Origin of the sequence: Acetobacter vaccinii (assembly GCF_008365315.1) — a bacterium.
Taxonomy (GTDB): Bacteria; Pseudomonadota; Alphaproteobacteria; order Acetobacterales; family Acetobacteraceae; genus Acetobacter; species Acetobacter vaccinii.
This window is the reverse complement of the sequence record NZ_CP043506.1, coordinates 1,160,001-1,174,445: the sequence shown is the minus strand read 5'-3', so window position 1 is coordinate 1,174,445 and position 14,445 is coordinate 1,160,001. Positions and strand designations below refer to the sequence as shown.

At 58.6% G+C, this 14,445-nt stretch carries 10 protein-coding genes, 1 tRNA gene and 2 rRNA genes (1 of these 13 cut by a window edge); 3 read left to right on the top strand and 10 right to left on the bottom strand.

Features of this window, described 5'->3' with window-relative positions; all coding sequences use genetic code 11:
• Positions 1–11 precede the first annotated feature (11 nt).
• Both FLP30_RS05150 and zigA read right to left on the bottom strand, forming a co-directional pair.
• Positions 12–353 (bottom strand): DUF6525 family protein, encoded by a 342-nt coding sequence (locus FLP30_RS05150; protein WP_149278873.1) that lies wholly within the window; start codon positions 351–353, stop codon positions 12–14.
• Positions 346–1,569, bottom strand: a complete 1,224-nt coding sequence (gene zigA / locus FLP30_RS05145) for a zinc metallochaperone GTPase ZigA (protein WP_149278872.1) — start codon at positions 1,567–1,569, stop codon at positions 346–348. Before zigA ends, FLP30_RS05150 begins: the two co-directional genes overlap by 8 nt.
• Positions 1,570–1,646: 77 nt before the next feature.
• Between zigA and FLP30_RS05140 the strand changes: the two genes are divergently transcribed.
• From FLP30_RS05140 to FLP30_RS05130, 3 genes are all read left to right on the top strand, one after another.
• Positions 1,647–2,261: a DUF1826 domain-containing protein gene (locus tag FLP30_RS05140; protein WP_149278871.1), complete on the top strand. Its 615-nt coding sequence runs from the start codon at positions 1,647–1,649 to the stop codon at positions 2,259–2,261.
• 5 nt (positions 2,262–2,266) lie between these two features.
• Positions 2,267–2,869 (top strand): hypothetical protein, encoded by a 603-nt coding sequence (locus FLP30_RS05135; protein ID WP_149278870.1) that lies wholly within the window; start codon positions 2,267–2,269, stop codon positions 2,867–2,869.
• Positions 2,870–3,125: 256 nt separating this feature from the next.
• Positions 3,126–4,409, top strand: a complete 1,284-nt coding sequence (locus tag FLP30_RS05130) for a DEAD/DEAH box helicase (protein ID WP_149278869.1) — start codon at positions 3,126–3,128, stop codon at positions 4,407–4,409.
• A gap of 143 nt (positions 4,410–4,552) precedes the next feature.
• Here FLP30_RS05130 and FLP30_RS05125 read toward each other — a convergent pair whose 3' ends face one another.
• From FLP30_RS05125 to FLP30_RS05090, 8 genes are all read right to left on the bottom strand, one after another.
• Positions 4,553–6,145: a gamma-glutamyltransferase family protein gene (locus FLP30_RS05125; protein WP_149278868.1), complete on the bottom strand. Its 1,593-nt coding sequence runs from the start codon at positions 6,143–6,145 to the stop codon at positions 4,553–4,555.
• Positions 6,145–7,101: a bile acid:sodium symporter family protein gene (locus FLP30_RS05120; protein WP_149278867.1), complete on the bottom strand. Its 957-nt coding sequence runs from the start codon at positions 7,099–7,101 to the stop codon at positions 6,145–6,147. Before FLP30_RS05120 ends, FLP30_RS05125 begins: the two co-directional genes overlap by 1 nt.
• Positions 7,094–8,311 (bottom strand): oxalate/formate MFS antiporter, encoded by a 1,218-nt coding sequence (gene oxlT / locus FLP30_RS05115; protein WP_149278866.1) that lies wholly within the window; start codon positions 8,309–8,311, stop codon positions 7,094–7,096. The genes FLP30_RS05120 and oxlT overlap by 8 nt, the downstream gene beginning before the upstream one ends.
• A 48-nt stretch (positions 8,312–8,359) precedes the next feature.
• Positions 8,360–9,931 carry a carbohydrate porin gene (locus FLP30_RS05110; RefSeq protein ID WP_149278865.1) on the bottom strand — a complete coding sequence of 524 codons (1,572 nt, stop codon included), beginning with the start codon at positions 9,929–9,931 and terminating at the stop codon, positions 8,360–8,362.
• 27 nt (positions 9,932–9,958) lie between these two features.
• Positions 9,959–10,819 (bottom strand): LysR family transcriptional regulator, encoded by an 861-nt coding sequence (locus FLP30_RS05105; RefSeq protein ID WP_149278864.1) that lies wholly within the window; start codon positions 10,817–10,819, stop codon positions 9,959–9,961.
• A 577-nt stretch (positions 10,820–11,396) separates the two neighbouring features.
• A tRNA-Met gene (locus tag FLP30_RS05100) sits at positions 11,397–11,473 on the bottom strand.
• Positions 11,474–11,505: 32 nt separating this feature from the next.
• Positions 11,506–11,621: ribosomal RNA gene (rrf, locus tag FLP30_RS05095) — 5S ribosomal RNA — on the bottom strand.
• A 109-nt stretch (positions 11,622–11,730) separates the two neighbouring features.
• Positions 11,731–14,445 (bottom strand): 23S ribosomal RNA (locus FLP30_RS05090); it runs 22 nt beyond the window's last position.

The window sequence follows — 14,445 nt, the reverse complement described above, 5'->3', positions numbered from 1 at the left end:
GCGCCCCTTTCCTATGCTCTGGCGCGCAGGACTGTGCCTGCCGCGGCATCATGCGGCAGCACTCCGCCGTGGGTCTGGGCGTAACGCTGGGCAAAGGCCTCACGCTCCAGCCGTTCGCAATAATCCAGATAGCGGATCAGCGCGCGCTCGGCTCTGGGCGTGCGGCCATACAGTCGCTTGTAACGCTGCCACAGGATCATGACATTTACCGACCACGCATCATACGCATGATCGGCAACCCGCTGGCGCACCGTGGCTGGCAGGGCGTCAAACGCGGCCCAGTCATCCCCACTGAAGCGCTGCCAGATTTCATGCCGGATTGTACGCTCGTTGCCGGTCTGGGGGTCAGGCATGTTCCAGCGCCTCCTGCTGCCCCCAGAGCGGGAACGGGTCGGGCAGATGGGCAAACAGCAACGGGTCAAACGTGGTCTGCCCCAGATCGGGCACCAGGCAGGCATTGAGTGCGGCGGTGATGGCGGCCTCGTCCATATCCGCCGTGCCGATAAACACAATTTCCTGCCGCCGGTCGCCGTAGGTCTGGTCCCAGCGGGCCTCGATCATTTCCCGCCAGGCGGCGTTGTCAGGCCACTGGGACTGGGCAATGGCCACCCACCAGCGCCCCAGTGCCTGCGTGCGCACAAGAGCGCCAGCCTGCCCCAGTTCCCCCACCCATTGCGGGCGGGTGGCCAGCCAGAAATGCCCCTTGGCGCGCACGACTCCGGGCCACATGCTGTCAATAAACGCCTTGAAACGCTCTGGCACCAGCGGGCGGCGCGCACGCCAGACAAAGCTGCGGATCCCGTATTCCTCGGTTTCGGGAACATGGTCGTGGGATTCAAACAGTTCCTTGTACCACAAGGGGTGCTGGTGGGCCTTGTCGTAATCAAAGCGGTGCGTGTCCAGAATACGCGCACACGGCACGCGGCCCATATCTGCCTCGACAATATCCGCATCGGCGTTCAACGCCTGAATGATCTGGCGGGCGGCCTCGCGCTGGTCCGGGGTGGCGGTGGACACCTTGTTCAGCACCACCACATCGGCAAATTCAATCTGCTCCACCAGCAGGTCCACCAGCGCGCGGTCATCGTCCTCGCCTGCGGTTTCCCCCCGGTCCCGCAGGAAGTCGGTCGAGGCATAGTCCCGCAGCAGGTTAACCGCATCCACCACCGTGACCATCGTATCCAGCCGCGCAATGTCGGACAGGCTCTGCCCGGCCTCGTCACGGAACTCAAAGGTGGCGGCCACGGGCAGGGGTTCGGCAATGCCTGTTGATTCTATCAGCAGGTAGTCAAACCGCCCTTCCTCCGCCAGCCGCCGCACTTCCTGCAGCAGGTCGTCGCGCAGGGTGCAGCAGATGCAGCCGTTGCTCATCTCCACCAGGGTTTCATCGGTGCGCGACAGGTTGCCACCACCGCGCACCAGATCCGCGTCGATGTTGACCTCGCTCATGTCATTGACAATCACCGCCACGCGCCGCCCTTCGCGGTTGTTCAGCACATGATTGAGCAGTGTTGTCTTTCCGGCCCCCAGAAAACCCGAAAGAACCGTGACAGGAAGTTTGTCGGCCATGACAGAGCCACCCCTTGGTTGCGATGCCGGCATCCTAAGTGTTATATTATAACATAACAACCCTGAAAGGAGCCCCCATGCGCCAGGCCTGCCCAACACGCCAGCACCTTGCCATACCGGCACCGCTGCATGCCATTACCTGCCCCGACCACAGTATCACGCAGGAACCACGCCAGCTTGGGGCCGAGCTGCACCATGCGGCCCAGCTCTGGGTGGCTCAGGGGCCGGACCTTTTTTTAAGCCGTGGCAGTGTGGAAATGCTCGAAACCGAGCTGCAACCCCTTATGCCCGGCCCGCTGCACCCGCTGCTGGCCGACATGCTGGCCCTTGCCCGCCGGTACCAGCGCCTGTCAGGCACGGCGGAGCTCCGCTTTCGGCTGGAAAAAATCACCCATGACAGTTGCAGCCGCTTTCATGTTGATAACGTGCCCCTGCGCCTGCTGTGCACCTACACCGGCCCCGGCGTGCAGTGGAAACAGCCCGAGTCCGACACCATCCACACCACCCCCACAGGCTGGCTGAGCCTGCTCAAGGGGCGGCAATACCCCAACTGGTCTGCCAGCACGGCGGTGCTGCACCGCTCCCCCCCGCTGTCGGGGCTGGCCACGCCTGTGACCCGGCTGCTGCTGACACTGGACCACCCCGACGCCTGCGGCATGGCCGTGCCACACGCCACCCCAGAGGAACAGTAAACACCATGTTTGTCATGGAGAGCTGGCCCGATGCCACCACGGCACCCGGTCCACGCATTGCGGCCTCGGCCGACAGCCGTATTCTTGCGGATATCATGAAACCTGTGGCCGACATTATTGTCTGGAGCCGCAAGGTACCCGACACCTGGCCGGACCTGATTGGCCAGACCACCACAGGCAGCCCCGCACTCACACTCAGCGGCACGGTGGGGGACATTACCCGCACGTTACGCCACCAGCTGAGCGTGCCCGAAAACCTGCGCTTCCTGAAAGAAGATATCGAACAGACCCTGTCGCTGACAGCCGCACTCAGCGGGGCGCAGAACCTGTGCCTGACCTGGCAGCCCGTCACCACCCCCCTGACCCCGGTGCTGTCCGGCACGTCACCCTTTTGCGTGTTCTGCCTTTATGGCGGGGGCGAACTGAGCGTGTCTTACAATGATGCACAGCAGCACCCGACCGTGCTGACACCCGACCCCCATGCCCTGACCTTCTGCTGCCCCAGGCTGCACGCGCCGCTGCACCTGCATATTCAGAAAGACCAGACCCAGTCCTGCTTTGCCCTGATTATCGAGGTCATGGAGACCAAAGGCGCATCCCTGTACTAAAGGCTGGCCTGTTAACCCCCATGCTCCAACTGCACCCGGCCCCCGCCCGATGGCTGCCGGGCGCACGGTGGCACCCCACCTTCCACCCCATCGGGCCTGCCTGAAAAAGCCGTGGATGCAGGCCGATTCAGTCCTGCTCCACCGCCTGTGCGCTTTGCGTTGACGCGGTGCGGCAGCCCCCGTAAAAGTCCGCATTCCGAATCAGCGAAGCCCCAAAAGGCGCAGCTTTACCCCGCGCCGGAGGCGTTGTCTGAGCATGTCCATCACTTTTACCGACCTTTCCCTCGCCCCACCCCTGCTGCGCACTCTGGAGGATGAGGGCTATACCGCCCCCACCCCCATTCAGGCCGGGTCCATCCCCTTCCTGCTGGACGGGCGCGACCTGCTGGGCATGGCCCAGACGGGCACGGGCAAAACGGCCTCCTTTGCGCTGCCGCTGCTGCACCGCCTTGCGGCATCCCCCCGCCCGGCCCCTGCGGGTGGCGCGCGCATACTGGTGCTGGCCCCCACGCGTGAGCTGGTGTCGCAGATTGCTGACGGGTTCGAGCGTTTTGGCCGCTACATGCAACCGCGTGTGACCACCATTTTTGGCGGCGTCAGCCAGATGCATCAGGTCAATGCGCTCAAGGACGGTGTGGACATTATTGTGGCCGCCCCCGGCCGCCTGCTGGACCTGGTCGAGCAGGGCCTGTGCGACCTGTCACAGCTTGAAGCGCTGGTGCTGGATGAAGCCGACCAGATGCTGGACATGGGCTTTGCCAAACCGATCGAGCGTATTGTGGCAACGCTGCCCAAGGACCGGCACACCGTGCTGTTTTCGGCCACGATGCCCAAGTCCATTGCCGCACTGGCCGAAAGCCTGCTGCAAGACCCCGCAAAGGTCGAGATTGCCCCACCGTCAACCACGGTTGACCGGATCGAGCAGTCGGTCATGTTCGTCAACGCGGCTGATAAAAAAGACGCCCTCCTCTCGCTCCTGCGCACGCCAGACATCGGGCAGGCCGTGGTCTTTACCCTGCAAAAGAACATTGCCAACGAGGTCTGCGCCTTTATTACCGAAGCAGGCATTACGGCCGAGGCCCTGCACGGCAACAAGTCCCAGGGGCAGCGCGAGCGTGCACTGGATGCCTTCCGCTCCGGGGCAGCGCAGGTTCTGGTCGCCACCGACATTGCCGCGCGCGGGATTGATGTTGATACCGTCACGCATGTTTTCAACCATGATCTGCCAAGCCTGCCAGAAAGCTACGTGCACCGCATTGGCCGCACGGGCCGTGCAGGGCGCAGCGGCTTTGCCATAACCCTGTGCGATGCCGAACAGCGCGCCTGGCTGCATGATGTAGAGCGTGAAATCGGCCGCACTCTGGACGTGCATGCCGACCACCCGTGGCATTCGGAAGAGGCACGCCACTCCACCATGCGCGCCCCCGTGCTGGGTGGGGGGCCGGTCAAGCAGATCAAGCCGCAGAAAGTCCGCGAGCGCAAAATCTGGACCGAGGAAGAAAAGAACGCCGCCCGCGCAGCCGCCAAAAAAACAGCCTGAGAACGCCTTCTAAAAACTCCAGATCGTGCCTAAATAAAAACCCTCCCCTGCCTTATGCGGGGGAGGGTTTTTTGTGGCCACAGCCCCCACATGACACCCCGGCAGTTTTAACCGCCGGGGCACAGTGGCTTGGGCCTTATCCGTTAAAATGCAGCCACGCAACCGTCACTTCTGGGGTCGCTCGCCCCTTCCAGCAGGCCATTGCCATGCCGCACCACAGCACCGGCATGGCCCATCATGGCCGAAAACGGTGCAACCAGTTCAACAGTATGGCCCGCGTCGCGCAGTTGCTGGATAACAGTGGGGGAAAAGTTGCTCTCTATTTTAAGCGACACACTTTCCATCCCCCATGTGCGGCCCAGCAACCAGCGCGGGGCCGTCACCGCCTGCTGCAATGGGGTGCCATACCGCGCATAGCGTGAGAAAATAGCGGCCTGTGTCTGTGGCTGGCCCTCGCCCCCCATGGTGCCGTACACCATCGTCCGGCCATCCTCAAAACGGGCCATGGCCGGGTTAAGAGTGTGGAAGGGCTTGCGCCCCGGCTTGAGCGCATTCCAGCCGGTTTCAGACAGTTGGAAAGAAGAGCCCCTGTTTTGCCAGATCAGGCCCGTATTGGGCAAAAACACACCCGACCCGAATTCAAAATACAGGCTCTGGATCATGCTGACCGCAACGCCCGAGGCATCAATCGCGCCCATCCATGTTGTATCTCCCTGCTGGGAGGGAGCAGGCCATGGCATGGCTTCGTGCATGTTAATGGCACGGGCAAGCTGTTTGATCTGCTGCGTGTCGTTCAGAAAACTCTGCGCGCACTCGGTCATGTAGGCCGGATCACCCACATGGGCATTGCGGAACAGAAACGCCTTTTTCGTCGCTTCCACCAACCCGTGGATATGGGCAAAGCTTTCGGCATCCTCCGCGGGCAGATCATCAAAAATCTTGAGAATGGCAAGGGACGCAACACCCTGTGTCGGGGGCGGTGTATTGTACAGCGTGCTCCCCCGGATGGTGGTGTGCAGCGGCGAGGTCAGGGTTGCGCGGTGGCCTGCAAAATCCTCCAGCCGCAGGGGGCTGCCACTCTCTGCCAGGTCGGCACACAGGGCCTGCGCCAGAGGGCCGGTGTAAAAACTGTCCAGCCCCTGCTCTGCCAGTTGCCGCAAAGTGCGGCCCAGTGCGGGATTGCGCCGGATATCCCCATGCGCCACAAGGCTGTCTACCCCGGCATAGGCAGCCATAAACGCAGGGTTTGTGGCCAGCTCAGCCTGTTTTTCCCGCAGGAGTGCGGCCTCACTGTCCGAGACGGCATAGCCCTGCTCGGCATAATAGGTGGCGTCACGCAACAGGTCCTGCAACGGCAGGGTGGGCTGGAGGCGCGCACTCAGCCGCAGGGCCTCCCGCCAGCCGGACACAGCCCCCGCCATGCTGTTGGCCGCAAGCCCGCCGCGCCACGGTATGGTCGTGTGGCCCGCCTTGTCATAAAGCGCCAACGAGGCCTGCCCCGCCGCCGCCCCGCAGGCGTCGATCACGCATGTACGGCCATCAGGGTAGGCAATCAGCCAGAAGGCATCCCCCCCCAGACCGGTCATATGGGGGTAGACAGCCGACAGTGTTGCCGCTGTTGCCACCACAGCCTCCAGCGCCGTACCACCCTTTTTAAGAATATCCAGCCCAGCCTGGCTGGCCAGATGGTGCGGCGAGGTAACCATGCCGCGTGTTGCATGAGATGTATGAAGCATCAGACGTCCGCAAGATGTTTGTTGTGATAGTGGCGTGCGATCAGAGTACAGAGAAAAAGCTGGATCTGATGGTAAAGAATAAGAGGCAAAATAACAAAACCAGCCGCCGAGGCAGGAAAGAGCACATTGGCCATGGGCACACCAGAGGCGAGTGATTTTTTAGACCCGCACAGGATCAACGATACCTCGTCCCGGCTGGCAAAGCCCGCCATCCGGCTGACCAGCAAGGTGACGACCAGCACCGATACCAGCAACGCCGTATCAACCACAATCAGGGTTGCAATATGGCGCAGGGAAAGCTGCCGCCAGATCCCCTCCACCACAGCGTGGCTGAAGGCGGTATAGACAACAAGGAGGATGGAGGAGCGGTCCGTAATGGAGATAAGCTTTTTATGACGGTGCGCCCATTTGTGCAGAATGGGCTGGAACATCTGCCCCGCCAGAAATGGCAACAGAAGCTGCACCGCAATGCCCCCAATGGCCTGCGCCGACCAGACCCCGTGCCTGTGCAGAACAAGCGAGACCAGAACAGGGGTTATAAAAATACCCATGATATTGGACAGCGTTGCCGCACAGATCGAGGCCGCAATATTGCCATTAGCCAGCGACGTGAGCGCAATGGACGACTGCACGGTGGACGGCAGACAGCACAGAAACAGCACCCCCAGCCATGTGCTCTGCTCCATCAGACCGGGGGCTACCAGATGCAGCCCCAGCCCAAGAGCGGGAAAGAGCGCAAACGTGCAGACCAGCACCAGCCCCTGCAACTTCCAATTCCGCATATTCTCCCAGATTGCCCGCCGCTCCAGCTTAAGCCCCTGCATGAAGAACATGACCATGATGCAGGCATCGGTCAGATACTCCAAAACCGTGGTGGCAATCCCCTGGCACGGCAGAACCGTTGCCAGGGTTACAGCCCCGATCAGCGACAGTAGAAAAGGGTCGAGCTTACGCATGACCATGGCCCTGCATAAAACGGCGGCGCATGGGCCGCAGCACGGCAAAGGCCAGCAGGGCTGTCAGCAGGTCGCCCCCGATCGCAAGGCCAAACACAAGGTGCCAGTTCCCGCTGGTCTGGTGCAGCCATGCGGCAAGCGGGCCACCAAAAATGGCACCAACACCCTGGGCCATATACAGCAGCCCATAATTGCGCGACGCATCACGCGTGCCAAACGTATCGGTCAGCGTTGCGGGGAAGAGGGAGAAAATTTCGCCCCAGCCCAGAAAAACCACGCCAGACAAAAGCACAAACGCAACAGGGTGGTTTGACAGCGCCAGCCAGCATGTCAGCGCAATAGCCTCCAGCGTAAAAGCAAACGCCATGGTCTGCTCACGCCCCATCCGGTCGGAAACCCAGCCAAACAGCGGGCGGGTTACCCCGTTGGCAATGCGGTCCAGCGTCATGGCAAGGGGCAGTGCCGCCATGCCCAGAATGCTCAGATGCGCCACCCCAAAGTCCGACGCAATCTGGGCCAGTTGGGATGTCACCATCAGGCCAGAGGTTGCCATGGTCGCCATCATAAAAAACATCAACCAGAACAGAGGGGTTTTTACAACGTATGATGTTGTAAACCCAATGCCGCTAGGTTCCTGCTCGCTCTGGGTGGCCAGCGGTGTTTTGAGGAAAAAGGCCGCCAGCACCCCGGCTGCCATCATCACAAACCCAAACACCAGCATGGTTGTACGCCAGCCCGATGCCGCCAGAAGGTGGGAAATGGGAAACGTCGTCACCATCGCCCCCATGCCATACCCCGCTGCCGCAGCCCCCGCCGCCATGCCCCGGTTTTTGGGGAACCACTGCATCAGCAGGGAGACAACCCCCACATACACAATACCCGTGCCAATACCGCCCAGGCCGCCATAAGTCAGGTACAGCATGGTCAGGCTATGCACCTGTGCGGTGGCAATCCAGCTTGCGCCGGTCAGCACAATACCCGCCATAATCAGACTGCGCGGGTGAATGTGTTTGGCGATCCACCCCTGAATGGGCGAAAAAAGCGTTTGCAGCACAATCAGCAACGAAAATGTCACCTGGAGCGCGGCCGCACTGGCGCTAAAGTCCACCTTGAGCACCGGGGTAAACAGGGTCCACACATATTGTGGGGATGATATGGCCCCCATGCACAGGAGACCGGCAATCATCTGCTGCCATTTTACTGCAATCATTGGCCTTGATCCTTCAGAAGAGGGGAGCGCTGGTGCCATCTGTGTCATTTAATTACGCGTCCGGTGCAGGGTGGGCAGACCAAAGGCGGGGCTGAACTGGATATTGAGCATGGCCCCCGCCTGCACGGCCGTATTGAGGTTGGGGATAATGCTCTTGCGGCCCAACTGGTCAGGGTTCCAGATGTATTCAAAATACGGGGTGAACATCACCCCGGGTGCAATATTCAAACCATAGTTTATTTCCGCCATGGTTTCCTGCTTGGCCCAGCGCGCGTTGCTGCCATGGGCACTCAGGGTATCGTTCATCCCTTTTACAAAACGGCTGTTCCACAAAAAGGTTTGACCAACCAGGCCAATATAGTCCCGCGGGCGGGAGGCAAACGGCCCCCAGTCAAACACACCGGCAACAAACCCGTCCTGAATGGTCGCATCGCCCGAGGTCATCAGGTTGGCGGCCCCAAACAGGATAAGCCCACGGGTTCCCTTTTCCTCCGGCTTCCAGATCATCTGCTGGGCCTGCAAATAAAGCTGCGTACGGCCACGGCGGTTCATGGCGGTGCCGCCATACAAGGGCCGAGACTGACCACGGTTATTGTATAGTGGGTCAGAATAGCTAGCAGTATCGTAAACAAACCCAAGGTCATACGCGCGGGGATAGCGGTCATTGCTAAAGTTGGTGCGGTAGCCAACCTCGGTGGGAATATATTCCCCCTGTGCCTTGTCAAAACCCCAGTCCGGGCCGGGCCAGCTATTGTGGTTGCCTGCTTTAAGCCAGGGTTCGGCCTCCCATATCCCTGTTTTGATATAGGTTTTGTCGGTTGGCTTATACAGGATACGCGCCCCCCACGACGATGTCACAAACGACGGCATGGAGCCGTTGACCGTCAGCGTGGTTGGCACGGAACACAGAAACGAGGGGAACATGCAATACAGGTCGGAGCCGTCAAACTCCCCCCCTTTTGGCATGGAGCGCCCAGCCAGAATGAACAGGCGGTCATGGAACAGCGCCTGATCCCACGTAAATTCTCTGACCTGAAAGCCATTGTGGTTGCCGTAGTAGGACACAAAGCCCCAGTTGGAACCCGTATACCCCCCTGCCCGGCCATTTCCTGCGACATCATCTGCCAGAAAATGGATTTTGGCCCCCGGAATATGAGCAATACGCTGCATATCCAGATCCACACCCAGACCGGCAAAGTTGTTGAAGAACGAACCATGTTTGATTCCGCCCGCAGGCACGCCCGAATATTCGGACACGCTCCAGCCGGTAATATAAACCCCATTGCGCGCCAGATATTTCCCAGCCGACATGACCGGCTTGGTATGCATGGAAAATAGATACGGCTGCGGCGTGTTGGAGCTTGCACTTTTGGCAGACGGGGCGGCAGGCACACCCGCAGGTGTGCTGTTAACGGGCACATAAGCGGGCACGGACGGGTCTGTCATGGACCGGGCCAGAATATCGTCCAGCCGTTTACCATGCACCACCATGTTGGGGGCGGACGCATCCTGCTGGCTCGGGGTCTGGGCCGCATAGGCGGGTGCGGCACTCAGCAACGCCAGGGCACACCAGGATAATACGGAACCGGAACGTTTGATCGGGGGTGAATGAACTGTCATGGCAAAGCCTGTTGGCAAAGGGTGATATCAGGTCGGGAAAGCGTCTTTCGTTTCCTGTATCAGCATGTTTTCGAGGGAGCTGAATTCCTGTCTGTTATTCAGCGCGACAAAACCGACAGGCGGCGGTTCTGGCAGATCTGGCATGATAATGGGCGACGCAAGAGCACTGCGCTGCAAAAAGCTGGGCTGGAGGGTGCAGCCATACCCGGCTTTGACAGCACCAAGGAGCGCGCTCAGGCTGTCGCTACAAAATGCAATATGCCAGTCGATATTGTGGCGGTTGAGTGTTTCCAACGCGATACGGCGCGTCACACTCCCTTCCGGGAAAACAACAAGTGGTATCGACTTCTTTTTGTTCAGGGTCTCTTCTGGGTGCATGTACCACTTCAGTTTCTCCTGCCACAAAAGGGTGCCGTGGGTCTCATTGGGGCCTTGCATGCCAAACATCAGGTCAATATCCCCGTTGCCCAGGCGGGTGCGCAGCGTGTGGCTGAGCCCGGTGGTCAGGCTGACCTGTGTCTGGTGATGCTGGTTACGAAAATTCCTTAAAACAAGAGGGAATTCCGAAAGAACGAGATCTTCTGTCAGGCCAATTCTAATATGGCTCTGGGCTTTAAAATGGGCAGAGAGTTCAAAAATACGGTCGTGGGACTGCAATGTTTCCTGAGCAAGCCGGATAAGGGCATGGCCTGTCTGTGTTAATTCCACAACTTTGGTCGAGCGCGAGAGCAGAGAAGCCCCCAGAGCTTCCTCCAGACGATGAATATGCAGGCTGATGGTCGACTGACTGACACCGCGCAGATGAGCTGCCGACGTAAAGTGCAGGGTCTCTGCCACAGCCAGAAAAGACCTCAGATGGTTCAGGTCCAGATTATATTTATCGAGCATCTCGATTATACACCAAATGGAATCGTTGTTTCCAATTAGTGCGATGTAGGAACGAATACGTCAAGAAAAAATGATTTTTTATCGAAACAAATGTTCTGAAAACCGAGGCAAAAAGCCAGGCAACCTGCGGAGTTCCCGATGGCCTGACACATGCGACACACAATCCTGCAGCTTGCCAGTGAGGGATAAGAGCTTCTAAGAACTGTACTTTTCAGCACAGTTCTGGAGCCATCAACCGGGTGGCCAGAGTGCAGATCAGCAAGCTGCCCGAGATCACTTCAAACCTAAAGCTCTCCTCAGCCAGGAAGCGCTCGATATTACACTAGGTCAGCGGCCTCTATCATTCAGGCAGAATCACTGAAGCGCCTCTGGCTCGCTCATAGGAGCCGTATGACGCCGCCAGGCTGATCGAACGGCCAAGCAAAGCGCAGTCCTCATCAGCTTCTTTCATTTGCATGAGGGACGAGAGAGAGTGTGTGTGATGATGGGTTTTTACGGAAGCAGTTTCTACTTTCGTTTTTTCCCGTTGCGGTATGATTTAGTCACAAAAAAAGCCACCCGATTGGGTGGCTTAAGATGGTTGCGGGGGCAGGATTTGAACCTGCGGCCTTCAGGTTATGAGCCTGACGAGCTACCGGGCTGCTCCACCCCGCGGGTGAGGATGTATTGATAGGGTGGTTTGGAAGACCTGGCGGCGACCGACTTTCCCGCGGCTTAAGCCGCAGTATCATAGGCGCTGGGGTTTTTCACGGCCGAGTTCGGGATGGGATCGGGTGGAACACGCCCCGCCATAGCCACCAGGTCATCCAGACCACCCTTTGGTGGTGTGGACCGGTTGGTTTTTGAGAGAGTGAGTGTATGACGTTGTGCATGGATGATTTCTGTGCACGGTCTGTCGGTTAGGACAGTGAAGGAGTGAGCCTATTGGGTGATTAGGACCAGTTAGCTGCACGTGTTACCACGCTTTCACATCTGGCCTATTAACGTGGTGGTCTACCACGACCCTTGGGGAGACCTAGTTTTGAGGTGGGTTTCCCGCTTAGATGCTTTCAGCGGTTATCCCGTCCATACTTAGCTACCCGGCTGTGCCGCTGGCGCGACAACCGGTGCACCAGAGGTATGTTCATCCCGGTCCTCTCGTACTAGGGACAAATCCTCTCAAGTCTCCAACATCCACGGCAGATAGGGACCGAACTGTCTCACGACGTTCTAAACCCAGCTCACGTACCACTTTAATCGGCGAACAGCCGAACCCTTGGGACCTGCTCCAGCCCCAGGATGTGATGAGCCGACATCGAGGTGCCAAACCTCCCCGTCGATGTGGACTCTTGGGGGAGATCAGCCTGTTATCCCTAGAGTACCTTTTATCCGTTGAGCGATGGCCCTTCCACGCGGGACCACCGGATCACTATGGCCGACTTTCGTCTCTGCTCGAGCTGTCACTCTCGCAGTCAGGCGGGCTTATGCCATTGCACTCGACAGCCGGTTTCCGACCGGCCTGAGCCCACCATCGCGCGCCTCCGTTACACTTTGGGAGGCGACCGCCCCAGTCAAACTGCCCACCATGCAGGGTCCCGGACCAGGCTTACTGGTCGCGGTTAGACATCAGAGAGAGACAGGGTGGTATTTCAAGGATGGCTCCACGGGAACTGGCGCCCCCGCTTCAAAGCCTCCCACCTATCCTACACAGACTATCTCTGATGCCACTGCAAAGCTGCAGTAAAGGTTCATAGGGTCTTTCCGTCTGACCGCGGATACCCCGCATCTTCACGGGGAATTCAATTTCGCTGAGCCGATGCTGGAGACAGCGGGGAAGTCGTTACGCCATTCGTGCAGGTCGGAACTTACCCGACAAGGAATTTCGCTACCTTAGGACCGTTATAGTTACGGCCGCCGTTTACCGGGGCTTCAATTCAGTGCTTGCACACCTCCTCTTAACCTTCCGGCACCGGGCAGGCGTCAGACCCTATACGTCGTCTTTCGACTTCGCAGAGTCCTGTGTTTTTACTAAACAGTCGCTACCCCCTGGTCTGTGCCACCCGCCAATGGTTGCCCAATGACGGGTCTCGCTTATCCCGAAGTTACACGAGTAATTTGCCTAGTTCCTTCAGCATCGTTCTCTCAAGCGCCTTGGTATTCTCTACCAGTCCACCTGTGTCGGTTTCGGGTACGGTCTATATGCCAGAGCTATTTCCTGGAATGCGCCAAAAGCCAGTCCAATCCGATAAGGACTGACAACATATTGCATTCGTCACTTCTGGCAGGTTCAGGAATATTCGCCTGATTCCCATCGACTACGGCTTTCGCCCTCGCCTTAGGGCCGACTGACCCTGCGTGGATTAACCTTGCGCAGGAACCCTTGGACTTTCGGCGACAGTGTTTCTCGCACTGTTTGTCGCTACTCATGTCAGCATTCGCACTTCCGATATCTCCAGAGAGGGTCACCCCGTCTCCTTCACAGACCTACGGAACGCTCCGCTACCGCGCATACATAGTATGCACCCACAGCTTCGGCACGTGGCTTGAGCCCCGTTACATTTTCGGCGCAGGGTTTCTATTAGACCAGTGAGCTATTACGCTTTCTTTAAAGGATGGCTGCTTCTAAGCCAACCTCCTGGTTGTTATGGAATCCCCACATCCTTTCCCACTTAGCCACGATTTAGGGGCCTTAGCTGGTGGTCTGGGCTGTTTCCCTCTCGACAATGGACCTTAGCACCCACTGTCTGTCTGCCAGGCTAAACTTCCGGGTATTCGGAGTTTGGTTGGGTTTGGTAAGGCTTTGGGCCCCCCTAGCCCATCCAGTGCTCTACCCCCCGGGGTCAACACCTGACGGTCTACCTCAATAGATTTCGCGGAGAACCAGCTATCTCCGAGTTTGATTGGCCTTTCACCCCTAACCACAGCTCATCCCCGACTTTTTCAACAGGCGTGGGTTCGGCCCTCCAGTGCGTGTTACCGCACCTTCAGCCTGGCCATGGCTAGATCACTCGGTTTCGGGTCTTCTGCCAGCAACTCGTCGCCCTATTCAGACTCGCTTTCGCTACGCCTACACCTAACGGCTTAAGCTCGCTGCAAACAGAAACTCGCTGACCCATTATACAAAAGGTACGCCGTCACCCCATAAGAGGCTCCGACTGCTTGTAGGCATTCGGTTTCAGGTCTATTTCACTCCCCTCGTCGGGGTGCTTTTCACCTTTCCCTCACGGTACTTGTTCACTATCGGTCACTAGGGAGTATTTAGGCTTGGAGGGTGGTCCCCCATGTTCAGACAGGGTTTCACGTGCCCCGCCCTACTCAAGAATTTTCAAAGACACTACGCATACGGGGCTATCACCCACTCTGGCGGACCTTTCCAGATCCTTCTGCTTCTTCTTCAAAAACTACTGGCCTGTTCCGCGTTCGCTCGCCACTACTAGCGGAATCTCGTTTGATGTCTTTTCCTCCAGGTACTGAGATGTTTCAGTTCCCCGGGTTCGCCTCATCATCCTATGTATTCAGATGATGATACCCTTGCGGGTGGGTTGCCCCATTCGGATATCTGCGGATCAATGCCTGCTCGCGGCTCCCCACAGCTTTTCGCAGCGTGCTACGTCCTTCATCGCCTCCTAGTGCCAAGGCATCCACCG

What these genes read in the sequence shown, in the direction of transcription:
- FLP30_RS05150 (WP_149278873.1), bottom strand. Translation starts at nt 353, where the DNA reads ATGCCTGACCCCCAGACCGGCAACGAGCGTACAATCCGGCATGAAATC.
- FLP30_RS05140 (WP_149278871.1), top strand. Translation starts at nt 1,647, where the DNA reads ATGCGCCAGGCCTGCCCAACACGCCAGCACCTTGCCATACCGGCACCG.
- FLP30_RS05130 (WP_149278869.1), top strand. Translation starts at nt 3,126, where the DNA reads ATGTCCATCACTTTTACCGACCTTTCCCTCGCCCCACCCCTGCTGCGC.
- FLP30_RS05125 (WP_149278868.1), bottom strand. Translation starts at nt 6,145, where the DNA reads ATGCTTCATACATCTCATGCAACACGCGGCATGGTTACCTCGCCGCAC.
- FLP30_RS05135 (WP_149278870.1), top strand. Translation starts at nt 2,267, where the DNA reads ATGTTTGTCATGGAGAGCTGGCCCGATGCCACCACGGCACCCGGTCCA.
- zigA (WP_149278872.1), bottom strand. Translation starts at nt 1,569, where the DNA reads ATGGCCGACAAACTTCCTGTCACGGTTCTTTCGGGTTTTCTGGGGGCC.
- FLP30_RS05105 (WP_149278864.1), bottom strand. Translation starts at nt 10,819, where the DNA reads ATGCTCGATAAATATAATCTGGACCTGAACCATCTGAGGTCTTTTCTG.
- FLP30_RS05120 (WP_149278867.1), bottom strand. Translation starts at nt 7,101, where the DNA reads ATGCGTAAGCTCGACCCTTTTCTACTGTCGCTGATCGGGGCTGTAACC.
- FLP30_RS05110 (WP_149278865.1), bottom strand. Translation starts at nt 9,931, where the DNA reads ATGACAGTTCATTCACCCCCGATCAAACGTTCCGGTTCCGTATTATCC.
- oxlT (WP_149278866.1), bottom strand. Translation starts at nt 8,311, where the DNA reads ATGATTGCAGTAAAATGGCAGCAGATGATTGCCGGTCTCCTGTGCATG.